The following is a 22,736-nucleotide window of genomic DNA, read 5'->3' as shown; positions in this document are numbered from 1 at the left end:
GAACCCGTAGCCGCCAAGTGGCAGCTTTGAAAAGTCAGCATGGTTAAACCTCCAGCGCGTTAAGCGTGGTGCGTAGTTCTTCGGCTTGGCTGCTCGTGTAGTTGGCTAAGTCCTCGGCCAAATACTGGGCAAGTCCTACTAGGTCAGTGATGCGCATTAGCCGCGCCTCAATAGCGGTTGGGCCGTGGTTGATGGTGGTCAGGATTGCGCCCATCAGTGCGGCCAAGCGCTGGCTTTGATGGTGTGCATATTCCACTTGCTCTATGGCATCGTCAGCCGCGCCCATTAGGGCGGTTAGGCTCACCAGTTTGGAGTCAGTCATGCGCTGGCCTCCATGCTGTCGAGTTGGCGGGCACGCTTCATTGCGGCGTTATAGCGCGCAAGGCGAACGGCTAGGGATGAATCAGCATGCAAGGCGGCCATTGCTAAGGCTCGCCACGCGGCGGCATGGTCGGACGGTTTACGGGCGGTGTGGGTAAGCGTGCTGGCCATTACGCGCCCTCCGGCTCGGTTACCTTGTTGGCCATTTCGGCTTTCTCGCGTGCGTTAATCTCAAGCCAGCGTGCTTTGGCGTCAAATTGCTCCAGCAGCTTGGCGGCCCTTGGCATGTGCTCAGGCTCCAGCCAATAAAGCGCTATTTCTGATTCGCCCCACTTAGCCGCGATCTTGACCATCTTGCGGGCAATGGTCAGGCCGTGGCGGTTGCCTAGTGCGCTAATAGTGCTGTTTAGCGCATGGTCGCCGATCTGCTCCCCGTCGAACTTGTCCATCGGGGCGATCATCAGGCGGGCCAGTACACGGGCAATCGCGCTGCGGTTACTGCTATAGTTCGCCTTGGCTGCTTTCTCTATGTTGGGGTTGGTGGCCTTTTTCATTTATGCGGCCTCCCCACGTCGAGCAGCCAGCGACTCGCACCAAGCCATAATCTCGCCCTCGATCCAAGCAACGGATTTCGGGCCAAGTGTTACTTGGGCGGGGAAGGTGTCAGCGGCAATGCGCCGGTAAATTTCAGATGTGGAAAGACTGGTGTAGTCCTTCACTTTTGCCAGCTTGATAAAGCGGCGCGACTGATCGCTTACGGGCGCTGCGGCTTGCTTGCTAGTGATGCTGGTTTTACGTGCCATCGATTGACGCCTCCTCGGCGTTATGGGGTTCGATGGCGCTAATATTGGAGGTCGAAACAACGGGCTAATAATTACACCGTCGTTTTTCTGCGTCGCCAATCCCTATAGCTCGACTCGGGAATACCTAGCCGCCTATGAATGATCGCCGCAAGTTCACGCTCCGATTTACCTCCAGCCACAAGCTCTGCGGTTAATTCATCGACGGCTTTCCAGTCGTGTCTGGGGGCGCGTTGAGCTCGGGCGTGTCGCATCCTTTGCTCCTGTCCTTTTTTGGTTTCAGCGCGGATTGATTTCTCTGCCGAAATCTTCGCCAGTAAGTCTTTTTCCAGCGAGTGGCGCGACTCGATAATTCGCCCCAGTGCTTCAAGTTCTCGTGTGAGCGCTATGACGGTTTCACCTATGAGATCTATGGGCCCATTTTCGATCAAGTCCAGGATGAATAAACAAGACGCCAGCACCTCTAGCAGTGCTTTTACATATTCTGGGGCGGTGGTGTCCTGCGAGATGTCGCGCATGTGGAGGCAATCGCTAACGTCCTCAAAGTCTTCAGCGCTGTAACCAGTAAATTTAACTAGGCAGTCACGCGCCAGTGCTGCCAAGTCTTGGCAGGGTGGTTCGATCATGGCGATATCAATTGGGCGCCTAGTAACGCTCGCGTGATCAAGCGTTGCGCGAAAGTGATCTATCGCGCGATTGCCCATGTAGCAGTCCCATTGCGTAATCTGCGATTCAATAGTGCGCAGAATGTCGTGCTTGTCCATGTACGCCCCCCCGGCGCACCCATTTTTAAATAGATCGACTGGTCAGGCAGGTGGGCGCCTGCTTTTCGCTCCGTCGAGCTAGGCCAGCCAAAACTGTTATGCCTTGCGCTTGATGCTCACCACGTTAGCGCCAGCGCACAGGGCGTCTATCGAATCGGCCCATGCTTGCATCATTTCCCGACGCTGCTCTAAGTAGTTGGCGTGGTTGTAGGTATCGCGTATTTCGTCGCTGTCACCGTGGGCAAGTTGGCGTTCGATCCAGTCGCGGTTATAGCCGCGTCCGTTTAGCTCGGTACTTAAGAGGTGGCGAAAGCCGTGGCCGGTCTGGCGGTCTTTGTAGCCCATCAGGCGCAGCGCCTTATTGATGGTGTTTTCGCTCATTGGCCGGTCTGCCTTTTGCTGGCCGGGGAACAATAGCGAATAGCTCCCGGTGATTTCTTCCAGTTGGCGCAGGATGGCCACGGCTTGATGTGGCAATGGCACGATATGTGGACGGCGGGCTTTCATGCGCTCGGCGGGTATCGTCCAAGTTGCGGCGTCTAAGTCGAACTCTGACCAAGGCGCGGCGCGAAGCTCTCCGGGGCGGACGGCGGTTAGCGTCAGCAGGCGAATGGCGCAGCGGGTCAGGATGTTGATATTGGCGCTGTCAGCCTTGCTCAACAGCTCGGGCAATTCGGCAAAGTTGACGTGTGGATGATGACGGGCGGCTCTGGCTGGTGCTGCGATAACGTCCAGATCGGTGGCAGGGTTGCTATCGACTACGCCACGGGCCAAGCCATAACGAAATATCTGGTGTAACCATTGGCGAATCTTGCCAGCGGCGTTAAGGGTGCCTCGGGCTTCAACTTTGCGCACCAGTTCGACCAGTTCGGGGCGGGTGATGGCTTTAAGTGGGCGGGCACCGATTACGGGTATCAGGTCGTTTTCCAGATACAACTTGGCTTTGTAGCTGGTGCTGTCTGCCCAGCGTGGTGAGTTGTAGGCGAACCATTCCCGCGCCAGTGTCTCGAATGTCAGCCCTGTGGCCGCTCGGGCTTGCTTAGCTGCTTTCTTTTGCTCTGATGGGTCTATGCCCTCGGCTAGCTGCTGGCGCGCCTCCTCTCGGCGCTGGCGTGCTTGGGCAAGGCTTATGGTTGGGTAGGCGCCAATGGCCAGCCCTTTCTGCTTGCCCCCGAACCTATACTTGATCCGCCAAAGTTTTGAGCCTGTTGGGTTTATCAGCAGATACAGCCCGTGGGCATCGCTTAGCTTGTAGGCTTTTTCCTTTGGCTTAGCTGTCTTGATGGCGCTATCAGTCAGCGGCATGGCCAGCGCCCTCCAGATACAGGCCGTTACCGGCCCCGACCTTGTATTTAGGCTTAAGCGCTGCAAGCGCCTTGCTATCTGGCTTGGCTTCCAATGTGGTGGCATTCCTGTTGACCGAACTGGCGTTCCACCAGATATACCCCCAAGTGTTTGGGCTTACAAGGGAGGTGTCAGGAACCGTAGACAACAAAAAACCCGCACTAGGCGGGCTTCTTAGGGTGTTTCGGGTGGTTTTGGCACCACCTGAAAACAATAGATGGTGCCCAGAGACGGAATCGAACCGCCGACACGGGGATTTTCAATCCCCTGCTCTACCGACTGAGCTATCTGGGCAACGGCGCGTATTAAACGTTCGCGAGGCTTAAGTGTCAAGCGTCGAATGTAAAAAAATTCAGTGATTACCGACATTTACACGCAAAAGCTGATTTTTACTGAGGATCGCCCACCGGCACAGGCGCGGCTTTCTCATCACGTTCTAGCGCTGAGTCAGGCAAGTATTTGCCTTGGCGCAAATCGTGAAAGTACTGATCGTAGCGACCGGAAGCGCGGTACATCGCTAACCGTCGATTAAAGCGCTTGAGCAACTCGTGGCCGTTAGGATCACTGCGCGGCACCAGCAAATAGCTCAAGTTATTCAGCAATGGTTTGGGGTGGTGGGTGACTTGGGAAATTGCATCACGATCGAAATGGCTCAGAAGCGCGGTATAACCGACGTTAATTTCCTGCGGATACAGATCAATTCTGCGCCGCAGGAGCTTGTTGAAGTTTTGCTCCGCGCTCGGCACGCGCTCCATGTACAGGCGGCCGGTGGTCAAGTAGGCATCCATCTCTGGGCCGTAGCTGTATTCCAACCCGCCGCCGAGCTTTTTGCCGAAGAGATCCGCCAAGCTATCCCAGTGGAACACCTCTTTTTTCAGGTGAAAAAAAACAAACTGCTCGTTCAGCACGGGCTCGCTGTACAGAAAATCCACCTCGCGCTCTGGCTTGTGCATCCACACGGCGGTGCCCGCATATTTACCGGCGGCCGCATCGGCATAGGCTCGCGACCACGGCAAAAAACGCAGATCCAGCGCATAGCCTTCATCGGCGAGAATATCGCGCAACAAATGAGCCACCACGCCCTGATGCTTGAAATCTGTCGAGAGATAAGGCGGCCAATCGCCCACGGACAACCGCAAAGGCTGAGGCTCCGCTGCGCTGGCAGTCGCACTGATTAACAGCAAACAACTCAAAGCAAAGCCACGCACACTCATCCCCCATTTCACGGACTAGCGCTTAACCACTGATGTCATTAAGGCTAGCCCAGCACATCAAACCTTGCCGGCTATTCCATCTGATCACACAGCTCGCCAACGCGCAGTAGCGCTGCGATAAGGCTATGCCGCTCCCAAGCCGGCATGGTTTCTAAGGCGCGCAGCAAGGCCGGTGGCAGCAGCGAGGGCGCTTCATCCAATAACGCGCGGCCCGCTGGGCTAATCAGCAACCACTGCCGGCGCTTATCTTGACTATCGCGTTCGCGCTTCAGCAGTTGCCGTTCTTCCATACGATCGAGCATGCCCGACAGCGTTGCCGCACTGATACTGACCCGCTGGCTGAGTTGACTCGCGGTCAAACGCCCCTCAGCCACCAACACCTGCAAGATCATCTGCTTCGTCGGCGTTAAACCGCCACAGCGACCACGCTGCTTAGCGTGCACCTCGGCGGCGTGTTGCAACTTACGCATCGCCCCAAACAACGACGACTCAAATACTTCAGGCGCAAGCACTTCACTTTCAATCAAATCTTTTTTCATGCGTAAAATTAAGACGAGTATTAGAAATTAATTTTCTATTGAAACATTAATCACGCAACAAATCCGCCCATCGGCGAGCGCCGCCCACCTCATATCAAGCGCTATATTGAATTGATAACACCCGTTTTGCCTGCCGTTCCCTGCGAGGAGGATCACGATGAGCGCGCTGCACCAAGCCGACTGCCAAAGTTGCGATAGCTCACTGCCCGCCATGCGCGGCCAAGAGGCCGCCGATCTGCTGCGCGAAGTGCCCGATTGGAGCATTATCGAGCGCCACGGTGTGCTGCAGCTCGAGCGCCGCTTCGTCTTTAAGAACTTCGCCCAAGCCTTGGCTTTTACTCAACATGTCGGCGAGCTGGCAGAAGCCGCCAACCACCACCCCACTCTTTTAACCGAGTGGGGTCAGGTCACGGTCACTTGGTGGACGCATAGCCTTAAAGGCCTGCACCGCAACGACTTCATCATGGCCGCCAAAACCAGCAAACTGGCCTGCCGCACTGGCAAGTAGCGCCACGACCCGTCACGCCGAGCGCTTTAGGCGCAGACTTCTCAGTCAGCCGCTAGGCAGGCAAACTAGCCGCACGCTTGCCCTGAAGCTGCTCACTTTATCGAGGCAGAACAGGCAGTTAACGCAATGTGCAGAATCAAGATTGCAAGCCCCAGCCAGCAATCATTATTCAGCACTGGCGAAACAAACGTGCATCAGCGCGACAGCAAACTTATTCGCCTTACCCTGAGCTTGGCGCTAAAAAATGGCTATGCTAGCTTGAGGCCTCGCCAGGATGGCCCAAGCCCCTATAAACAGAACAACAGGAGTACGGAGCCTCGTGACCCAGCCAGCTCTGGAAATCCGCAATCTGCACAAAAGCTACGGCGACCTCGAAGTACTCAAGGGCATTTCCCTGACTGCTCGCGACGGTGACGTCATTTCGATCCTTGGCTCATCAGGCTCTGGCAAGTCGACGTTTCTGCGCTGCCTTAATCTCTTGGAGAACCCTAATGAAGGGGAAATCCACTTCGCCGGTGAACAGCTCAAGCTCAAGCGCAGCAAAAGTGGCGCGCTGATCGCCGCCGATAGCAAGCAAATCAACCGTTTCCGCAGCCAGATGGGTTTTGTGTTCCAAAACTTCAATCTGTGGCCGCACATGAGCGTGCTCGACAACATTATCGAAGCCCCGCGTCGCGTGCTCGGCCAGAGCAAGGCTGAAGCCAGCGAGATTGCCGAGGCCTTATTGGCCAAGGTCGGCATCGCCGACAAGCGTCATGCCTTCCCCAATCAACTCTCCGGCGGCCAACAGCAGCGCGCGGCGATTGCCCGCACACTGGCGATGCAGCCACGGGTGATTCTATTTGATGAGCCGACCTCCGCCCTCGACCCTGAGATGGTGCAGGAAGTGCTTAGCGTTATTCGCGCCCTCGCTGACGAGGGACGAACTATGCTGCTTGTGACCCACGAAATGAGTTTTGCACGCCAAGTCTCGTCGGAGATCGTTTTTCTCCATCAGGGCTTGGTCGAAGAACAAGGCACGCCGGATAAAGTCTTCGACAATCCGACGTCCGAACGTTGCAAGCAGTTCATGTCCAGCCACCGTTAAGGAGCGACAACCACCATGCGTCATTACAAGAAGATTCTGCTGGCCGCTGCGGCCACCCTCGCATTCGGTACACAGGCCATCGCCGCCGACAAAATCAAGCTGGGCACCGAAGGCGCCTACCCTCCGTTCAACCTGATTGACGCCAGCGGCGCGGTGGTTGGCTTCGACATCGAAGTCGGCCAAGCCTTGTGCGCCAAGATGGGTTCTGAGTGCGAAGTCGTGACCTCCGACTGGGACGGCATCATCCCCGCCCTGAACGCCAAGAAGTTCGACATGATCATTGCCTCAATGTCGATCACCGACGAGCGCAAGCAAGCGGTGGACTTCACCGACCCCTACTACACCAACAAGCTGCAGTTCATCGCACCGAAGTCCGCTGACTTTGATACCGAGACTGAAAGCCTCAAAGGCAAGATCATTGGCGCCCAACGCGCCACCATCGCCGGCCAATGGCTGGAAGATAATCTGGCCGACACCGTCACCATTAAGCTGTATGACACCCAAGAAAACGCCTACCTGGATCTGTCCAGCGGCCGTCTGGATGGCGTACTGGGCGACAAGTTCGTTAACTGGGAATGGCTGAAGAGCGAAGCCGGCAAAGACTTCGAATTCAAAGGCGACCCCGTGTTTGAAAACGACAAGATCGGCATCGCCATCCGCAAAGGCGAAGACGATCTGCGCAACAAGCTGAACCAAGCCATCAAAGACATCGTCGCTGACGGCACTTACAAGAAGATCAACGACAAGTACTTCCCGTTCAGCATCTATTGATGCGCACTGCGGCGCCGTCTTTGACGGCGCCCGCTTCAGGTTCTCTGCATGATTGACTTACAAGGTTTCGGCCCCGCCCTACTGTCAGGGACGTGGATGACCGTTCAGCTGTCCTTGGCCTCTGTCGCGCTAGGCCTCGTGTTTGGCTTGCTCGGCGCGGCCGGCAAGACCTCCGACAACGCCTTCGCCCGCTTGCTCGGCGGCAGCTACACCACCATTGTGCGTGGCGTGCCCGAAACCCTGTGGGTACTGATGGCGTACTTCGGCACCGTCAGCGCCATGAATTTCATCGGCGGCCTAGTCGGTCACGATGACTTTGCCCTGTCGCCCTTTGCCGCCGGCGTACTGGCCTTAGCCCTGTGCTTTGGTGCCTACGCGACCGAAGTGTTCCGTGGCGCACTGCTGTCGATCCCCAAAGGTCACCGTGAAGCGGGTTTGGCCGTCGGCCTGTCTCGTCCGCGCATTTTCTGGCGGATCATTTTGCCGCAAGTCTGGCGCATCGCCCTGCCGGGCCTTGGCAACCTGTACCTGATTTTGCTCAAAGACACCGCCCTGGTGTCTTTGATCACCCTGGACGAAATCATGCGCAAAGCGCAGATCGCCTCCAACGCCACTAAAGAGCCGTTCACCTTCTATATGAGCGCAGCCTTTATCTACCTTAGCCTGACTGTACTGGTGATGGTCGCGCTGCACTTCATGGAAAAACGTGCCGCTCAAGGCTTTGCGAGGAATGAGCTATGAATTGGGAGCTGTTCTTCGATAAGTGGCTGCCCAAGATGCTCGACGGCGCTGGCGTCACGCTGGAGCTGTTAGCCATTGCCGTGGTCGCGGGACTGATTTTGGCCATCCCGCTAGGCATCGCTCGATCATCCAGCAAGCCGTGGGTACGCGCACTGCCATACAGCTACATTTTCTTCTTTCGTGGCACGCCGCTGCTGCTGCAGCTGTTCTTGGTCTACTACGGCCTGTCGCAGTTTGAAGCCGTGCGACAAAGCTGGGCGTGGAATTACCTGCGCGACCCGTACTGGTGTGCGCTGATTACCATGACCATGCACACCGCCGCCTACATCGCAGAAATTCTGCGCGGCGCGATTCAGGCAGTACCCACCGGCGAAGTCGAAGCGGCTCGCGCGCTCGGCATGTCGCGCAGCAAAGCGCTGCTCTACATCATTCTGCCGCGTGCCGCGCGAATTGCGCTGCCGGCCTACAGCAACGAAGTGATTTTGATGCTTAAAGCCAGCGCCGTGGTCTATACCGTGACGCTGTTCGACATCATGGGCCAGACGCGCACCATCATCGCGCGCACCTATCAGGCCGAGCTGTATTTCTTTATCGCCGGCTTGTTCTACTTGGCCATCACCTTAGTACTGACGCAAATCTTCCGCTTTATCGAGCACAAGCTGCGCGTTGACATGTTGCAAGGCCGCTAGTCCAAAGACCATGCACTGCCCACACGGCGCCGCTACAATCGGCGCCGTTTTTCTTTCATCGCGAGAACTCGCCCGTGACGCCCTCTGTGCTCAGCGGTAACGCCCTGCTGGATCGCTTTCACGCCCTTGATCAGTGGCTGTTTCAGCAGCAAAACTTCTGGCAAGAGGCGCCGTTTACCCATCAGCAGCTGAGCTGGGAAGCGCAGCACCCCGAACTTGGCCAATGGCTACGCCAACAAAGCTTAGAGCACGCCGAGCACTACCAAGGCCAACCGCACGCACTCCTCAACGCGCCTGCACCGTTTGCCGAGCTGGCGGAACAGGCGCAAAGACTCAGCAGCCTAGGTCCGCACCCACAGCACCCAAGCCACACAATACCGGCGCGCTTTGCGGTGGATGTGCCGGGGCGCAAGTGGCAGCAAATCGAAGCCTTTGCTCGCTGCCTACCGCCACCGGCGCAAACGGTGCATTGGCTAGACTGGTGCAGCGGCAAGAGCCATCTGGGTCGCCACTTACTGCACCGCCTTGGCGGCAAGCTCACCAGTCTTGAGTGGGACGCTGCGCTGGTCGAGCAAGCCCAACAGCTAAGCGCTAAACATCAACTCACCGCCACGCACCGCATACAAGATGTACTCGCCGAGAGCTGCCAGCAGCACGTCAGCGCACAGCACAGTCCTATCGCCTTACACGCCTGTGGCGATTTGCACCTGCAGCTGCTGCGCCTGGCGAGCCGTCAGGGTTGCCCGCAGCTAGCCGTCGCCCCATGCTGCTACAACCGCATCGCCAGCCACGACTACCAACCACTGTCCCAAACGGCGCGTGGCGCGCAACTGGCCCTTACTCGCAGTGATCTGCGCCTAACGCTGCGCGAAAGCGTCAATGCTGGTCAGCGTGACCGCCGCCTGCGCGACCAATCCATGGCGCGCCGACTGGCCTTCGACCAGTTATGCCGCGAACGACTCGGGCAGACCGACTACCAAAGCACACCCGCGGCGGCCAACAAATGGCTGCACCTGCCGTTTCATCAGTGGGCTAATCGCGTTGCCGAGCACATGCAGCGCCCGCTAACACTGGACTCTCACGATGATGAGGCCGAAGCCTTGGGCTGGCAGCGCCTCGCGCAAATCCGCAATCTTGAGCTAGTCGGCAACCTCTTCCGCCGCCCACTGGAGTTGTGGCTACTGCTCGACCGCGCCTTGTTTCTGCACGAGCAGGGCTACCACACCCGCCTCGGCACTTTCTGCCCGCGTGAGCTGACCCCGCGCAACGCACTATTGTTGGCGACCAAGTCTGACTGATCGCCCTCAAGCGCGGACTAAGCCGCCCCCATCACCCAACAACTGCGCTGGGTACGGGTGACTGATCACACCAACTCAGCCGCCAACCACTGCGCCAGCGCTTGAGCACGCTGATCCGCCTGCCGTGCCGGCACCCACAGCGTCAGCTGCGCTTGGGTTTGCACAAACCCCCACGGCGCCAACAAACGACCGGCGCGCACATCTTCAGCCACCAACAACTCAGGCGCGATAGCCACGCCCAAGCCGGCCGCAGCGGCTTCCAGCAAGTAATACAGGTGCTCAAAACCTTGCCCAAGCTGCAAGTCTGCCGAAGGCAAGCCTTGCTGCTGCACCCAGCACGGCCACGCTTGCGGACGCGAGGCCGTATGCAGCAATGCCTCGTGCAACACCGCGCTAGGCGCAGCCTGAGTGAGCGCAGCCGCGCGCGCATAAGCCGGGCTAAACACCGGGCCGATACGTTCAGCGGCCAAGGGGTATACCTGCATATCCGCCGGCCATGGCGGCTCGGCAAAGCACAAGGTTGCACTGACGCCTGCGCTACGCGGATTCAGCTCACCTTCGCTAGCCGACAACTGCAAACGCAGCGTCGGCAACTCACGATTAAGACGATCCAACCGGGGAATGAACCAACGCGCCAGCAGACTACCAGGACAAGCCAACACAAACGGCGCATCAGCTTGGCCTTGGCGCAACTCGCCACACACTTCGCGCAAACGCGCAAAGGCCTCAGCGCAGGTCTCGCGCAAACGCTGCCCAGCAAGAGTGAGTTTTATGCCGCGCCCTTCTTTGACAAACAGGGCCACGCCAAGCGCTTCCTCCAGTACTTTTATCTGCCGACTCACCGCGCCATGCGTGACGCTTAGCTCATCTGCTGCCAGAGAAACACTCTCAAGGCGCGCTGCGGCCTCAAACGCACGCAACGCATTGAGTGAAGGTAGATCGCGCATAATCTGTGACTTTTTCTAACAGGTTTGTCCGATCTTATCGCTTTTCTCAACACACCCATAGGGCTATTGTGTGCGCCATGAGCCAGAGCCCTGGCCACCCGTTGCAAGGAGAACACCATGACGTCACTGTGCGCTGGCCCCAACCACAAAGGTTTGTTTGGCCAATTTGGCGGTCAATATGTCGCCGAGACCTTGATGCCGCTGATTCACGACCTCGCGGCCGAATACGAAAAGGCCAAGGTAGACCCAGAGTTCGCTAAAGAGCTGGCCTACTTTCAGCGCGATTACGTCGGCCGCCCCAGCCCGCTGTACTTTGCCGAGCGCCTGACCGAGTACTGTGGCGGCGCGAAAATTTATCTCAAGCGCGAAGAGCTCAACCACACCGGCGCGCACAAGATTAATAACTGCATCGGACAGATTCTGCTGGCACGGCGCATGGGCAAAAAACGCATCATTGCCGAAACCGGCGCCGGCATGCACGGCGTAGCCACCGCCACGGTTGCCGCGCGCTTTGGTCTCGAGTGCGTGATCTACATGGGCACCACCGACATCGATCGCCAACAAGCCAACGTGTTCCGCATGAAGCTACTCGGTGCCACGGTGATTCCGGTCACCGCCGGCACCGGCACACTGAAAGATGCGATGAACGAAGCTCTGCGCGACTGGGTCACTAACGTCGACAGCACCTTCTACTTAATCGGTACCGTCGCCGGTCCACACCCTTATCCCGCCATGGTGCGCGACTTCCAAGCGGTGATCGGCAAAGAAACCCGCGAGCAACTGCACGCGCAAGAAGGCCGTCTGCCCGACTCGCTGGTCGCCTGCATCGGCGGTGGCTCCAACGCCATGGGCTTGTTCCACCCCTTCCTCGATGACCAATCGGTGCAAATCATCGGTGTGGAAGCCGCCGGCTATGGCATCGAAACCGGTAAGCACGCCGCCAGCCTTAACGGCGGTGTGCCCGGCGTATTGCACGGCAACCGCACCTTCTTACTGCAAGACGACGACGGCCAAATCATCGACGCGCACTCCATTTCTGCCGGTCTCGACTACCCTGGCATCGGCCCCGAGCATGCGTGGTTACATGACATCGGCCGTGTTGAGTACACCTCGGTGACTGACGACGAAGCGCTCGCCGCCTTCCATCAATGTTGCCGCCTAGAAGGCATCATCCCCGCACTGGAAAGCTCGCATGCATTGGCTGAGGTGTTTAAACGTGCCCCAACCCTGCCGAAGGACCACCTGATGGTGGTCAACCTGTCCGGCCGCGGCGACAAAGACATGCAGACCGTCATGCACCACATGCAACAGACCACGGAGACCCACTGATGAGCCGCCTGCAATCACGCTTTGCCGCACTGAAAGCCGAGAATCGCGCCGCGCTGGTCACCTTTGTCACCGGTGGCGACCCTGATTACGATACCTCGCTGGCCATCCTCAAGGGCTTGCCCGCCGCCGGCGCCGACGTCATTGAGTTGGGCATGCCGTTCACCGATCCCATGGCCGACGGCCCGGCGATCCAGCTGGCCAACATTCGCGCCCTCAGCGGCAAGATGACCTTGGCCAAAACTCTCAACATGGTGCGCGAGTTTCGCCAAGGCAACCAAGACACACCGCTGGTGCTGATGGGCTACTTCAACCCCATCCACCACTACGGCATTGCCCGCTTTGTTGAAGAGGCTAAAACCGCCGGCGTGGATGGCTTGATCGTGGTTGACTTACCACCTGAGCACAACGAAGACCTGTGTGAGCCAGCACAAACGGCCGGCTTAGACTTCATTCGCCTAACCACCCCCACGACTGACGACAAACGCCTGCCCGTCGTACTCAACGGCAGCTCAGGCTTCGTCTATTACGTCTCAGTAGCCGGCGTCACCGGCGCCAACGCAGCCACCATGGATCACGTCGAGCAGGCCGTGACTCGACTGCGCCGCCACACCGACCTACCACTGTGCATTGGCTTCGGCATCCGCACCCCCGCCCACGCCGCTGATGTCGCCCGCCGCGCAGAAGGTGTGGTCGTCGGCTCTGCCTTGGTCGATCAAATCGCCAACGCAACAAGCCCACAACAAGCAGTCGACGGCGTGCTCAGCCTGTGCGCTGAACTGGCCGAGGGCGTGTGTAACGCACGGCATTAATAGCCAGAAAAGTAAAAGGCGCGCCGAGTGTACTCAGGCGCGCCTTTTTGGTGTTCAATCTAAAAGCTTGTTAACGCGTTACGATTTAGCCTCGATCGCTCGGCACTTGTTGTTGCCGCTGGTACAACCAATCAACAATGTCACCTTCAGGGCGATAACCCTTCACTCCCTGACGTAGCAGCTGTCGCGCTCGTGGCATGTCTTGCCCCTGCAGCGCCTCATCCAGCTCCGCCAACAAGTGCTGTAACGTTGACCACGGCAAGCTCTCTTCTTGCGCCCGCATGATTTTAGGATGGTCGGTGGGCAGCACGTCATCACCGATCAGCAGTTCTTCATACAGCTTTTCGCCGGGGCGCAGGCCGGTAAACTCAATCGCGATATCGCCGTCAGGCTGAGACTCATCGCGTATCGTGAGCCCCGTCAGCTGAATCATCCGCCGCGCTAAGTTGGTGATTTCAACCGGCTCGCCCATGTCGAGGACAAACACATCACCGCCCACACCCATCGAGCCGGCCTGAATCACCAACTGCGCCGCCTCAGGAATGGTCATGAAATAACGAGTGATCTTAGGGTGAGTGACGGTGACTGGACCACCGCGACGGATTTGCTCCCGAAACAAGGGAATCACTGAGCCCGACGAGCCCAACACATTGCCAAAGCGCACCATGGTAAAGCGCGTGCGATTGATCACGGTGAGCTGATTATCGGACGCTGCCGCTATACGCGACTCACGACTCAACGCCTGCAAGACCATTTCCGCCAAGCGCTTGGTGCTGCCCATCACGTTGGTCGGCCGCACCGCTTTATCGGTGCTGATCAACACAAAATTGGCCACGCCCGCCTCAATCGCCGCGCGCGCCACATTGAGAGTCCCGTGAACGTTATTCGACACGCCTTCAGCAACGTTGTGCTCAACCATTGGCACATGCTTATAAGCGGCCGCGTGGTACACGGTATTCACCTGCCAACTGCGCAACACCGCCAACACATGCGCAGCATCACGCACCGAGCCTAACACCGGCACCAATTCAATACTCAGCGCCTGGCGCTTGATCAGCTGTGACAGCTCACTGTGAATCGCGTAGAGGTTGAACTCGCTATGCTCAAACAAGATCAACACGCGCGGTTGCACCAACACAATCTGCCGGCACAACTCAGAACCAATCGAGCCACCCGCCCCGCTGACCAACACCGCCTGACCCGCAATACAGCGCTCAATCAGCGCTGCCTCAGGTGCTACCGCATCGCGGCCCAACAAGTCAGCGATATCGACCTCTTGCAGCTCATCGACCTGCACCCTACCGGCAGCAATATCCATGATCCCCGGCATCGAACGCACATGAACCGGATAAGGCTCTAACCCCTCAATGATCTCGCGCCTACGCGCCCGAGGCACCGAGGGCAACGCCAACAGCACCTCACTCACGCCCTGCTCATCAATCATTTGCTGAACATGCTTGGACTTATAAACTTTAAGCCCAGCAATTACTCGCGCAGCAATCCCATCATCGTCATCAATGAACGCCACCGGCAAAACACTACGACTGTTTCGCAACGCGGCCAGCAATTGATTACCGGCTGCACCAGCACCGTAAATGGCTACTTTAGGAAAACCAGAATCACGCCCTTTCAGCCAGCCGTACCTCTCAGGCGCATACCATCCCCCCATAAAGTATTGCCGCATCACCAAGCGCAGCCCGCCAATCATCCCCAAACTTAACCACCAGTAGTTCAGCACTATCGAGCGAGGAATAAGCTTAGTGCTCTCCTGATGCCAGTACACCGCCAACGCCAGCAGCAACGCCGAGAAGGTAACAGCCTTGCCGATAGCAAGAAGCGCATCGTTGCCGAAATAACGCATCACCGCCCGGTACATGCCAAATCGCACGAACAAGGGAATAGCTATCACCGGCGCTGTAATAAAAAGCCAAGCATGCCCAGCAAAGGGTTCGACGTCTTCCGTATCCCCCAAGCGCACAACAAACGCCAACCATAGTGCAGCCCAAACCAACAGCACATCCGTGGCGACCTGAATCAGGCGCTTATGACGCCGTGGCAGCTCGACCAGACGGCTGCGCCACTTTGCGGCAAGTTTTAACACAATGATCCCTCAATTATTTCAAGCCATATCTGAGTCAACTACGGCAACGGGTGCCGCACAACAGCATAAAGAATACCGCGTCCACACCCTAACCTTCGGTGACGCCTGGCAAGCAAAAAAACCATCCCGCAATCTGGCGGCATCAGTAGGAACCAGCAAGCGTCTGAGCCATCGTTTACCAGCAGACCCCATGCCGAAAACAGCCTATCCACGTGATAACAGAAAACCGAGTACTCGCTGCAATGATCCTTTCATTTTAATGTTTACCAAAACTAGAGGTCAGATCGCATACCTGCAAAACATTCACGTGCTAATCCGCAACCAATACTTCTCCTGGCGCAAATACCATCTCATCTGCAACCACAACCCGGTATCCCGCGCTACACCCCGCCTGCAACCAGACCCGAGTGCCAATCTTCACTCCGCCTGCAAGCTGAACTCCTACCCCAAGATGAGCGTAATCACCAAGATTGGCATCGTGATCGACCGTTGCATTGGCATTGACGATAGTCGCTTCGCCAATAATCGCATCGACACCCACCATTGCCAGCGCCATTATCGCCGTACCTGCACCTATAACAGCAGAAGAACTCACGCAAGCAAGGGGATGCACGACCGTTACCAAAGGCAGCCCGGCGGCACGAATGGCTTTAACCCACTGTTCGCGCACTGCGTTATTGCCCACTGCAGCAATAGCGCCCGCCACCGTATCCTGCAGCACAGCCAAGCCGGCCAAATCGGACACAACAGGCCAGCCAAAGGTTTCACGCAACGCTGGCCAGCGGTCATCAACAAACGCGACCCGCTGCCATTCGCCACTGAGCAACGCCGCTTCGGCAACCGCTTTGCCATGCCCACCCGCGCCAATGATCAGTAAAGTTCGCTCGCTCACGCCCGAGGCTCCTCCTCACCGGCACGGTATTTAACCGCCAGCATCAACAACGGCACGTAAGCAATCAACAGCCCCAACAAGCCATCTATGCAGCCCAGCCCAACCCATAGTGCAATGGGTAGCAGCCACAAGATATTGATGCCACCCACAACAAGCGTCACCGGTAAATGGCGGCCATACTGGCGCGAAGCATACTGATAGGCATGGCTACGATGAGCTTCATACACCTTATCGCCCCGCAACAAGCGGCGCAGCAAAGTAAAGGTGGCATCGACGATAAACACCCCAAGCAGAATCAACCAGCTCCACAACAACTGCGGCGCGATCCAGGCAGCCTGCAACGAGAGTACGCCCAGTGTGATGCCAAGAAAGCCACTGCCCGCGTCCCCCATAAAGATCCGTGCTGGCGGAAAATTCCAGAACAGAAAACCCGCAACGGCTGCAGCCAAAAGCAAAGGCACAACCCACTCCAGAGGCTGGACTACTCCCTCGATACCCAGCAAGCAGTACAACAAGGCTCCAGCCAAACACACACAAATAGCTTCGACACTGGCAATACCGTCGATACCATCCATGAAGTTGTAGAGGTTCAACAACCACACCAAGGAGATCGCAGCCAGCGCATGCCCCAGCCAACCCAGGTCGAGGCTGATGCCGAACAGGCTCAGCGGCGGCAGCCCGTCCAACCAGAACAAGGCCCAAATGGCCCCGGCAAAATGCCCCAACAACCGCCAACGCGCGGGAATATGGCCGTGGTCATCAAGAAAGCCGATCACCGCCACCCCAGCCCCCGCGCCCAACAGCGCCCACATCACGGCCCAAGGCAACAGATTGGCCAAGGCCAGAACCGGCAAAGCCGCCAGGAAAGCCAGCACTATCGCCACCCCGCCCCCGCGCGGCGTCGGCACCGAGTGCGAACTGCGCGCATTGGGGATATCCATCAGGCTGCGGGCCAAGGCGTAACGCCGCAGCGCACCGGTCATAAAAAGCGAAACGCCGGCCACGGCCGGTAGCAACCACCAGATAATCATTTGCTCTGCTGTTCCAGAAAATGCTTGGCCGTCTTGTGTAGCGCCTCATCGACGCTGACCGGCGGGGTCCAGCCCAATAACTCACGAGTCTTGCCGATATCGACCTGCAACGAGCCGCACAGTCGCTGGGAGAGCGCCTGCTTACCCAGCATCACTGCCCCCACCTCCAGCAGCCAACTCGGCACCGGCAATAGCCGTGCGGGCTTACCCAAGGCAACGCCCATTCTGCGCAACAACTCGGTAGTCGAAAGATCCTCACCATCGCTGACCAGGAAGGCCTGATTCGCCGCGGCGGGATGATCGATACAGGTCACGATCAGGTCGACCAGATTGTCCAAGGCCACCAGGCTGCGCTGGTTATGAATCGCCCCAAACGGCAATGGTACGCCCTTGTGCAACCAGCGCATCATATTGAGGAAATTGGCTTTCACCCCCGGCCCGTAGACCAACACCGGGCGGATAATCACAACCGCCATCCCGGTTTCAGCCGCAATGGCACGCAGCCCCTGCTCGGCTTCCATCTTGGAAATGCCATACGGGTCAGCTGGCGCCGGCTGAGCATCGGCGAGGTAAGGCGCACCTACAGGCGTGCCCTCCCCATTGACCTTAATCGAGCTGATAAAGATAAAGCGGCGTACGCCGGCTGCCGCAGCCTGCCGGGCGAGGCTCAAAGTACCCTCGACATTGACCTTGCGGAACTCGGTAAGTGGGTCGGATGACGTATCGTTCATGACATGAACGCGAGCGGCGCTGTGGATCACCACCTCTACGCCGTCGAGTGCAAGCGTCCAGTCTGTACTTGAATCGAGGCCAGCCACCTGCATATATTTAGCTTCGCTAGGGGCTTTCAACATCTCGGCTCGCGAACAGGCAACCACCTCCTTACCGTCTCTGCAAAGGCAAGTGAGCACGGAACGCCCTAAAAACCCAGTACATCCCGTCAACAGCACCTTCTTCAGCATGACTTCCCATTCCTGCAAGTGGCCTGACGAAACAGGCTTACCAGATTCGAAAAAAGCTTTTCCTTGGAAAAATGATTCTCGTAATAGCGTTTGCCCGATGCTCCCATCGCCTGGCGTTGCGACGAGGTCATTTGTGCCATCTGACTAACAATTCTGGCAAAACCTGCGCGATCACTCGAAGAGCAGGCAAGACCTGCACCGGCTTCTTCAATGACACGGGAAGCTTCACCATCGATCATGCCCAGAATCGGTTTACCGGATGCCAAGTAGGCCTGTACCTTGCCAGGAATGGTTTTCTCGAATACTTCGTTAGTCTTCAACGAGACCAACAGTGCATCTGCCGTTGTGAACAGCGGAGGCATGGCCTCAAGTGGGTGGCGTCCCAGCAGAAATACATTGTCCAAGCCACGGTCGATAACTTGTTGCTCAAGCCACTCGCTCATCCTGCCGTCGCCGACAATCACCCAGCGTATGGCCAATTCACCGCGCAAGGCCTCGGCTACATCGAGAATGGCGGGAAAGTCCTGAGCATCACCCAGGTTGCCGGCGAACAAAATAGTAAACATCTGGAGGTCACGTTCAATCAGCGGTGATCCCTCCGCTGGCAGCTTAGAAAAACCATCCTCGGCCCAACTCGGAAAATACACCAACCGCTCAGGAGGCATCGCACGAGTACAGTACTGCTTCACACTCGCAGAAAACGCAGTCGACTGCAGGAGCAAATAATCAGCCCTGTTATATATCCAAGACACACCTTTACCAACCAACGCGAGCAGGCGTGCACTGCTCAAGACTCCGACCGCGTTTAACGTTTCTGGCCACAGATCAAGCACCCAGATAAAAACAGGTACCTTCTTCAACTTACCAATCATAAGTGCAGGGATAGCCGACATAATCGGCGATACCGCATAGACGAAAATAGCGTCAAACTCTCTTCCACGCAGCTTCCAACTACCCAACACTGACCCACTAAGGAAGAACGACACATAGTTCAGCATGAGAGTGATGCTGCGCTTACCGCGTGGAATGAACGGCACCCGCACGATCTTTGCTCCCCGATATTCGGTGTATTGCTTGGGCGACCGACGATAATCTTCAAATACACGTCCTTCTGGATAATTGGGCCAACCAGTCAAAACAGTGACTTCGTGCCCACGCTGAACCAACCCCTCAACAAGATCGTTGACTCGCATGTTCTCTGGCCAGAAATACTGGCTTACGATCAGAACCTTTAACTTTTGTTCAGACATATAAAGGCTCAGTTGTTCTGCTTCCAGACATTACGCATCACATAATCACGATAACTGTGCACGATGCGGACTACCTTTTCGGCCACGTTAGGCATGCTGTAGTCACCAACCAGACGCAAGCTACGATCACTACCACAGCCCTGGCTTTCCAGAACTTGTAGCGCCTGCATGACGCGCTCAACCCCCAGGCCTACCATCATCACCGCAGCTTCTTCCATACCTTCCGGGCGTTCATGGGCCTCACGGATATTCAATGCCGGAAAGTTGAGGATTGAGGACTCTTCATTGATGGTGCCGCTGTCGGACAGGACCGCCTTGGCGGTGAGCTGCAACTTGTTGTAGTCCTTGAACCCCAGCGGTTTGAGTAGACGCACGTTTGCATGAAACTGCACACCCATAGCGTCCACGCGTTTCTGGGTACGCGGGTGAGCAGAAATGATCACCGGATAGCCGTAATGCTCAGCCACGGTATTGAGCACCGCGACCAACTTGAGGAAGTTCTGGTCGGAGTCGATGTTTTCTTCACGGTGGGCACTGACCACAAAGAACTTGCCGGCCTCCAGCCCCAAGCGTGCCAGTACGTCCGAGGCTTCGATGCCGCCACGGTAGTAGTTGAGCACTTCGAACATCGGGCTACCGGTCTTGATCACCATATCTGGTGGTAGGCCCTCACGCAGCAGGTAATCGCGCGCGATAGTGCTGTAGGTCAGATTAATATCAGCGGTGTGGTCGACGATCCGACGGTTGATTTCTTCAGGCACGCGCATATCAAAGCAGCGGTTGCCAGCTTCCATATGAAAAGTCGGGATCTTGCGGCGCTTGGCTGGAATCACCGCCATGCAGCTGTTGGTATCACCCAGCACCAACAAAGCCTCGGGTTGCACTTCAGCCAGCACACGATCCACGGCAATGATTACGTTACCGATAGTCTCGGCACCTGATGCACCAGCGGCATTAAGAAAGTGATCCGGTTTACGAATACCCAGATCATCAAAAAAAATCTGATTCAGCTCATAGTCGTAATTCTGCCCGGTATGCACCAACACATGCTCACAATGCTCATCCAGCTTGGCCATGACCCGCGACAAACGAATAATTTCTGGGCGAGTGCCGACCACAGTGACAACTTTCAGCTTTTTCATTGTAAATCCTTGTTCAAAGCGACTTAGGCTTCGGTGCCGACCGGACGAGTGAAGGTGTCTGGATGCTCTCGGTTGAAAATCTCGTTAGCCCAGAGCATCACGATCATTTCCTCATCGCCGACGTTGGTGATGTCATGGGTCCAGCCGGGTACTGTCTCGACGATTTCCGGTTGCTCACCATCGGTGAACAATTCATAAAATTCGCCCGATACAATTTGGCGAAAACGAAAACAGGCCTTGCCTTTGATGACCAGAAACTTCTCGGTCTTGGAGTGGTGGTAGTGCCCGCCACGGGTGATGCCAGGATGAGCAGTAAAGTAAGAAAACTGCCCAGAATCTTTGGTCTTGAGCATTTCAACGAATACGCCACGCTGGTCGCCATATTTTGGCACCTCATAGGTGAAGCACTCGGGTGGCAAGTAGCTTAGATAGGTGGAATACAATGCCCTCACCAATCCAGTACCAACTGGCTCGGTGATCATCGACACACGGCTGTCGCGGAAGGAGTGAAGTTGCTTAGCCAGCTCGCCAACGGTAATGCTGTACTCTGGCGAGACACTTACGAAGGACTGACCAACCCGCTTGCCCTCCATTACTGCAATGAAACTCTCAATTACATCGTCAATGTACACAAGGCTGATGCAGGCTTGCGGATCATTGATCTGTATCGGTAAACCACGCGCAATATTGTGACAAAAAGTCGCAACCGCCGAGTTGTAGTTTGGGCGCGCCCATTTGCCAAACACATTCGGCAGACGAAATAGATAAACCGGCGAACCATGCTGGGCAGCCAGCGCCTGCATGGCTTCCTCAGCCCCACGCTTGCTGATCCCGTAGGGGTTGTTCAGCTCCGCCTGGATGGATGAGGTATAGAGCAACGGAGTCTGGCGACCACTGGATACAATCGCATCGCAGAGCGCATGGGTTAGATCTGTATTGCCGCGCTTGAATTCATCAGGGTCTTCAGGGCGATTGACCCCTGCCAAGTGGAAAACGAAATCTGCCTGAGCCACCAAGGCCGGCAGCACAGCCATTGAATCATCGCGAGTTAAGCGCAGCACCTCAACGTCACTGCGCTCACCAAGGTGAGCCAGCAAGTTTTTGCCGACGAAGCCATCGGCCCCCGTGATCAGCACTTTCATCGCTTACTCCTCGGCCGCAGCGTGTTCGCCACGCTGAATGGCGCGCATGAAATCCAACTTAAGGAGCAAGCGCTGCATACCCCCAACATCCAAGCGTTCAGTGTTATGGGAGTTGTAATCCTCGGTGCGGGAAATTTTCTCCTCGCCCTGCTCCACGAACTTGGCGTAGTTCAGATCACGCAGATCCGGCGGCACACGAAAGTACTGGCCTCGATCCTCGGCACAGGCCATTTCCTCACGACTGAGCAATGCCTCGTAGAGCTTCTCGCCATGACGAGTGCCAATCACTTGAATTGGATGTTTCGGCTTGCCAACCAATGTAGTCAACGCCTTGGCTAAGACTTCTACTGTCGCAGCCGGAGCCTTCTGTACGAACATATCCCCATTGTTGCCGTGCTCGAAGGCATACAGCACCAAATCCACAGCATCGGCTAACGTCATCATGAAGCGGGTCATGTTTGGGTCGGTCAAGGTCAACGGCGTACCCGCACGTATTTGCTCTATAAATAGCGGAATAACCGAACCGCGAGAGGCCATGACGTTGCCGTAGCGAGTACCACAGATCACCGTCTTCGTGTCATCGACATTACGCGATTTAGCGACCATGACTTTTTCCATCATCGCCTTGGAGATACCCATGGCGTTGATGGGGTAAACAGCCTTATCAGTACTCAGGCACACCACGCGCTTAACACCATTCTGGATCGCAGCTTCCAGAACATTTTCAGTACCGAGCACATTAGTCTTTACCGCTTCCAACGGATGAAACTCGCAAGAAGGCACTTGCTTCAACGCAGCGGCATGGAAGATGTAATCCACGCCACGTGTAGCGTTCAGCACACTCTGATAATCTCGTACATCGCCAATGTAGAACTTGAGCTTAGGGCTGGCATACCGCTTGCGCATGTCGTCCTGTTTTTTCTCGTCACGGCTAAAAATGCGAATTTCAGCGATATCGGTGTCAAGGAAGCGCTTGAGCACGGCGTTGCCGAATGAACCTGTACCACCCGAAATGAGCAGCTTCTTTCCGTTGAACATAAGCAATCCTAAAATCT

General features: G+C 56.7%; 25 protein-coding genes and 1 tRNA gene. 8 read left to right on the top strand and 18 right to left on the bottom strand.

Annotation, left to right across the window (positions count from 1 at the left end; all coding sequences use genetic code 11):
- Positions 1–43: 43 nt before the first annotated feature.
- From MKI83_RS03695 to MKI83_RS03655, 9 genes are all read right to left on the bottom strand, one after another.
- Entirely contained in the window at positions 44–322 is a 279-nt protein-coding gene (locus tag MKI83_RS03695) for a hypothetical protein (protein ID WP_241583451.1), read from the bottom strand.
- Positions 319–492 carry a hypothetical protein gene (locus MKI83_RS03690; protein ID WP_241583450.1) on the bottom strand — a complete coding sequence of 58 codons (174 nt, stop codon included), beginning with the start codon at positions 490–492 and terminating at the stop codon, positions 319–321. Before MKI83_RS03690 ends, MKI83_RS03695 begins: the two co-directional genes overlap by 4 nt.
- On the bottom strand, positions 492–875 hold the full coding sequence (locus MKI83_RS03685; protein WP_241583449.1) for a hypothetical protein: 384 nt from the start codon (positions 873–875) through the stop codon (positions 492–494). The genes MKI83_RS03690 and MKI83_RS03685 overlap by 1 nt, the downstream gene beginning before the upstream one ends.
- A complete protein-coding gene (locus tag MKI83_RS03680; RefSeq protein WP_241583448.1) occupies positions 876–1,124 on the bottom strand; it encodes a helix-turn-helix transcriptional regulator in 249 nt (82 codons plus the stop codon).
- Positions 1,125–1,195: 71 nt separating this feature from the next.
- On the bottom strand, positions 1,196–1,885 hold the full coding sequence (locus MKI83_RS03675) for a hypothetical protein (RefSeq protein ID WP_241583447.1): 690 nt from the start codon (positions 1,883–1,885) through the stop codon (positions 1,196–1,198).
- A 96-nt stretch (positions 1,886–1,981) separates the two neighbouring features.
- Entirely contained in the window at positions 1,982–3,190 is a 1,209-nt protein-coding gene (locus MKI83_RS03670) for a tyrosine-type recombinase/integrase (protein WP_241583446.1), read from the bottom strand.
- A 257-nt stretch (positions 3,191–3,447) separates the two neighbouring features.
- Positions 3,448–3,523, bottom strand: a tRNA-Phe gene (locus tag MKI83_RS03665).
- A gap of 95 nt (positions 3,524–3,618) precedes the next feature.
- On the bottom strand, positions 3,619–4,443 hold the full coding sequence (locus tag MKI83_RS03660; protein ID WP_245399649.1) for a substrate-binding periplasmic protein: 825 nt from the start codon (positions 4,441–4,443) through the stop codon (positions 3,619–3,621).
- Positions 4,444–4,514: 71 nt separating this feature from the next.
- Positions 4,515–4,982 (bottom strand): MarR family winged helix-turn-helix transcriptional regulator, encoded by a 468-nt coding sequence (locus tag MKI83_RS03655; protein ID WP_241583443.1) that lies wholly within the window; start codon positions 4,980–4,982, stop codon positions 4,515–4,517.
- Positions 4,983–5,139: 157 nt separating this feature from the next.
- Here MKI83_RS03655 and MKI83_RS03650 point away from each other — a divergent pair, with 157 nt between their 5' ends.
- The 6 genes from MKI83_RS03650 (at position 5,140) to MKI83_RS03625 (ending at position 10,076) form a co-directional block, all read left to right on the top strand.
- Positions 5,140–5,490, top strand: coding sequence for a 4a-hydroxytetrahydrobiopterin dehydratase (locus MKI83_RS03650; protein WP_241583441.1), 351 nt, complete (start codon positions 5,140–5,142; stop codon positions 5,488–5,490).
- Between the two features lie 319 nt (positions 5,491–5,809).
- Positions 5,810–6,577, top strand: a complete 768-nt coding sequence (locus tag MKI83_RS03645) for an ABC transporter ATP-binding protein (RefSeq protein WP_241583439.1) — start codon at positions 5,810–5,812, stop codon at positions 6,575–6,577.
- A 15-nt stretch (positions 6,578–6,592) separates the two neighbouring features.
- Positions 6,593–7,348, top strand: coding sequence for an ABC transporter substrate-binding protein (locus MKI83_RS03640; protein WP_241583438.1), 756 nt, complete (start codon positions 6,593–6,595; stop codon positions 7,346–7,348).
- A gap of 48 nt (positions 7,349–7,396) precedes the next feature.
- On the top strand, positions 7,397–8,089 hold the full coding sequence (locus tag MKI83_RS03635; protein WP_241583437.1) for an ABC transporter permease: 693 nt from the start codon (positions 7,397–7,399) through the stop codon (positions 8,087–8,089).
- Complete coding sequence (locus tag MKI83_RS03630; RefSeq protein WP_241583436.1) at positions 8,086–8,778, top strand: ABC transporter permease; 693 nt, start codon at positions 8,086–8,088, stop codon at positions 8,776–8,778. Before MKI83_RS03635 ends, MKI83_RS03630 begins: the two co-directional genes overlap by 4 nt.
- A gap of 74 nt (positions 8,779–8,852) precedes the next feature.
- Positions 8,853–10,076 (top strand): methyltransferase, encoded by a 1,224-nt coding sequence (locus MKI83_RS03625; RefSeq protein ID WP_241583435.1) that lies wholly within the window; start codon positions 8,853–8,855, stop codon positions 10,074–10,076.
- Positions 10,077–10,141: 65 nt separating this feature from the next.
- Here MKI83_RS03625 and MKI83_RS03620 read toward each other — a convergent pair whose 3' ends face one another.
- Positions 10,142–11,026 carry a LysR family transcriptional regulator gene (locus MKI83_RS03620; protein ID WP_241583679.1) on the bottom strand — a complete coding sequence of 295 codons (885 nt, stop codon included), beginning with the start codon at positions 11,024–11,026 and terminating at the stop codon, positions 10,142–10,144.
- 114 nt (positions 11,027–11,140) lie between these two features.
- On the opposite strand from MKI83_RS03620, the gene trpB reads away from it, so the two are divergent.
- Positions 11,141–12,352 (top strand): tryptophan synthase subunit beta, encoded by a 1,212-nt coding sequence (gene trpB / locus MKI83_RS03615; protein WP_241583434.1) that lies wholly within the window; start codon positions 11,141–11,143, stop codon positions 12,350–12,352.
- Positions 12,352–13,161 (top strand): tryptophan synthase subunit alpha, encoded by an 810-nt coding sequence (gene trpA / locus MKI83_RS03610; protein WP_241583433.1) that lies wholly within the window; start codon positions 12,352–12,354, stop codon positions 13,159–13,161. The genes trpB and trpA overlap by 1 nt, the downstream gene beginning before the upstream one ends.
- A gap of 85 nt (positions 13,162–13,246) precedes the next feature.
- On the opposite strand, the gene MKI83_RS03605 is transcribed toward trpA, so the two are convergent.
- The 8 genes from MKI83_RS03605 to MKI83_RS03570 form a co-directional block, all read right to left on the bottom strand.
- A complete protein-coding gene (locus tag MKI83_RS03605; protein WP_241583432.1) occupies positions 13,247–15,262 on the bottom strand; it encodes a polysaccharide biosynthesis protein in 2,016 nt (671 codons plus the stop codon).
- 310 nt (positions 15,263–15,572) lie between these two features.
- A complete protein-coding gene (locus tag MKI83_RS03600; protein WP_241583430.1) occupies positions 15,573–16,154 on the bottom strand; it encodes an acetyltransferase in 582 nt (193 codons plus the stop codon).
- The gene (locus MKI83_RS03595; protein ID WP_241583428.1) at positions 16,151–17,185 is read right to left on the bottom strand and encodes an MraY family glycosyltransferase; all 1,035 of its coding nucleotides are present in this window, start codon (positions 17,183–17,185) and stop codon (positions 16,151–16,153) included. Before MKI83_RS03595 ends, MKI83_RS03600 begins: the two co-directional genes overlap by 4 nt.
- Positions 17,182–18,147 carry a UDP-glucose 4-epimerase family protein gene (locus MKI83_RS03590; RefSeq protein WP_241583426.1) on the bottom strand — a complete coding sequence of 322 codons (966 nt, stop codon included), beginning with the start codon at positions 18,145–18,147 and terminating at the stop codon, positions 17,182–17,184. Before MKI83_RS03590 ends, MKI83_RS03595 begins: the two co-directional genes overlap by 4 nt.
- Entirely contained in the window at positions 18,141–19,397 is a 1,257-nt protein-coding gene (locus tag MKI83_RS03585; protein WP_241583425.1) for a glycosyltransferase family 4 protein, read from the bottom strand. The genes MKI83_RS03590 and MKI83_RS03585 overlap by 7 nt, the downstream gene beginning before the upstream one ends.
- An 8-nt stretch (positions 19,398–19,405) precedes the next feature.
- On the bottom strand, positions 19,406–20,539 hold the full coding sequence (gene wecB / locus MKI83_RS03580) for a non-hydrolyzing UDP-N-acetylglucosamine 2-epimerase (RefSeq protein ID WP_241583424.1): 1,134 nt from the start codon (positions 20,537–20,539) through the stop codon (positions 19,406–19,408).
- 23 nt (positions 20,540–20,562) lie between these two features.
- Positions 20,563–21,681 (bottom strand): UDP-2-acetamido-2,6-beta-L-arabino-hexul-4-ose reductase, encoded by a 1,119-nt coding sequence (gene wbjC, locus MKI83_RS03575; protein WP_241583423.1) that lies wholly within the window; start codon positions 21,679–21,681, stop codon positions 20,563–20,565.
- 3 nt (positions 21,682–21,684) lie between these two features.
- On the bottom strand, positions 21,685–22,719 hold the full coding sequence (locus MKI83_RS03570; RefSeq protein WP_241583422.1) for a polysaccharide biosynthesis protein: 1,035 nt from the start codon (positions 22,717–22,719) through the stop codon (positions 21,685–21,687).
- Positions 22,720–22,736: the final 17 nt, after the last annotated feature.

The sequence above is a fragment of the Atopomonas sediminilitoris genome, assembly GCF_022601735.1.
Lineage (GTDB): Bacteria > Pseudomonadota > Gammaproteobacteria > Pseudomonadales > Pseudomonadaceae > Atopomonas > Atopomonas sediminilitoris.
Note: the sequence above shows the minus strand (reverse complement) of the source record. Positions and strands in the feature narration are given on the sequence as shown.

What these genes read in the sequence shown, in the direction of transcription:
- MKI83_RS03695 (WP_241583451.1), bottom strand. Translation starts at nt 322, where the DNA reads ATGACTGACTCCAAACTGGTGAGCCTAACCGCCCTAATGGGCGCGGCT.
- MKI83_RS03690 (WP_241583450.1), bottom strand. Translation starts at nt 492, where the DNA reads ATGGCCAGCACGCTTACCCACACCGCCCGTAAACCGTCCGACCATGCC.
- MKI83_RS03685 (WP_241583449.1), bottom strand. Translation starts at nt 875, where the DNA reads ATGAAAAAGGCCACCAACCCCAACATAGAGAAAGCAGCCAAGGCGAAC.
- MKI83_RS03680 (WP_241583448.1), bottom strand. Translation starts at nt 1,124, where the DNA reads ATGGCACGTAAAACCAGCATCACTAGCAAGCAAGCCGCAGCGCCCGTA.
- MKI83_RS03675 (WP_241583447.1), bottom strand. Translation starts at nt 1,885, where the DNA reads ATGGACAAGCACGACATTCTGCGCACTATTGAATCGCAGATTACGCAA.
- MKI83_RS03670 (WP_241583446.1), bottom strand. Translation starts at nt 3,190, where the DNA reads ATGCCGCTGACTGATAGCGCCATCAAGACAGCTAAGCCAAAGGAAAAA.
- MKI83_RS03660 (WP_245399649.1), bottom strand. Translation starts at nt 4,443, where the DNA reads ATGAGTGTGCGTGGCTTTGCTTTGAGTTGTTTGCTGTTAATCAGTGCG.
- MKI83_RS03655 (WP_241583443.1), bottom strand. Translation starts at nt 4,982, where the DNA reads ATGAAAAAAGATTTGATTGAAAGTGAAGTGCTTGCGCCTGAAGTATTT.
- MKI83_RS03650 (WP_241583441.1), top strand. Translation starts at nt 5,140, where the DNA reads ATGAGCGCGCTGCACCAAGCCGACTGCCAAAGTTGCGATAGCTCACTG.
- MKI83_RS03640 (WP_241583438.1), top strand. Translation starts at nt 6,593, where the DNA reads ATGCGTCATTACAAGAAGATTCTGCTGGCCGCTGCGGCCACCCTCGCA.
- MKI83_RS03635 (WP_241583437.1), top strand. Translation starts at nt 7,397, where the DNA reads ATGATTGACTTACAAGGTTTCGGCCCCGCCCTACTGTCAGGGACGTGG.
- MKI83_RS03630 (WP_241583436.1), top strand. Translation starts at nt 8,086, where the DNA reads ATGAATTGGGAGCTGTTCTTCGATAAGTGGCTGCCCAAGATGCTCGAC.
- trpB (WP_241583434.1), top strand. Translation starts at nt 11,141, where the DNA reads ATGACGTCACTGTGCGCTGGCCCCAACCACAAAGGTTTGTTTGGCCAA.
- trpA (WP_241583433.1), top strand. Translation starts at nt 12,352, where the DNA reads ATGAGCCGCCTGCAATCACGCTTTGCCGCACTGAAAGCCGAGAATCGC.
- MKI83_RS03595 (WP_241583428.1), bottom strand. Translation starts at nt 17,185, where the DNA reads ATGATTATCTGGTGGTTGCTACCGGCCGTGGCCGGCGTTTCGCTTTTT.
- MKI83_RS03590 (WP_241583426.1), bottom strand. Translation starts at nt 18,147, where the DNA reads ATGCTGAAGAAGGTGCTGTTGACGGGATGTACTGGGTTTTTAGGGCGT.
- MKI83_RS03585 (WP_241583425.1), bottom strand. Translation starts at nt 19,397, where the DNA reads ATGTCTGAACAAAAGTTAAAGGTTCTGATCGTAAGCCAGTATTTCTGG.
- wecB (WP_241583424.1), bottom strand. Translation starts at nt 20,539, where the DNA reads ATGAAAAAGCTGAAAGTTGTCACTGTGGTCGGCACTCGCCCAGAAATT.
- wbjC (WP_241583423.1), bottom strand. Translation starts at nt 21,681, where the DNA reads ATGAAAGTGCTGATCACGGGGGCCGATGGCTTCGTCGGCAAAAACTTG.
- MKI83_RS03570 (WP_241583422.1), bottom strand. Translation starts at nt 22,719, where the DNA reads ATGTTCAACGGAAAGAAGCTGCTCATTTCGGGTGGTACAGGTTCATTC.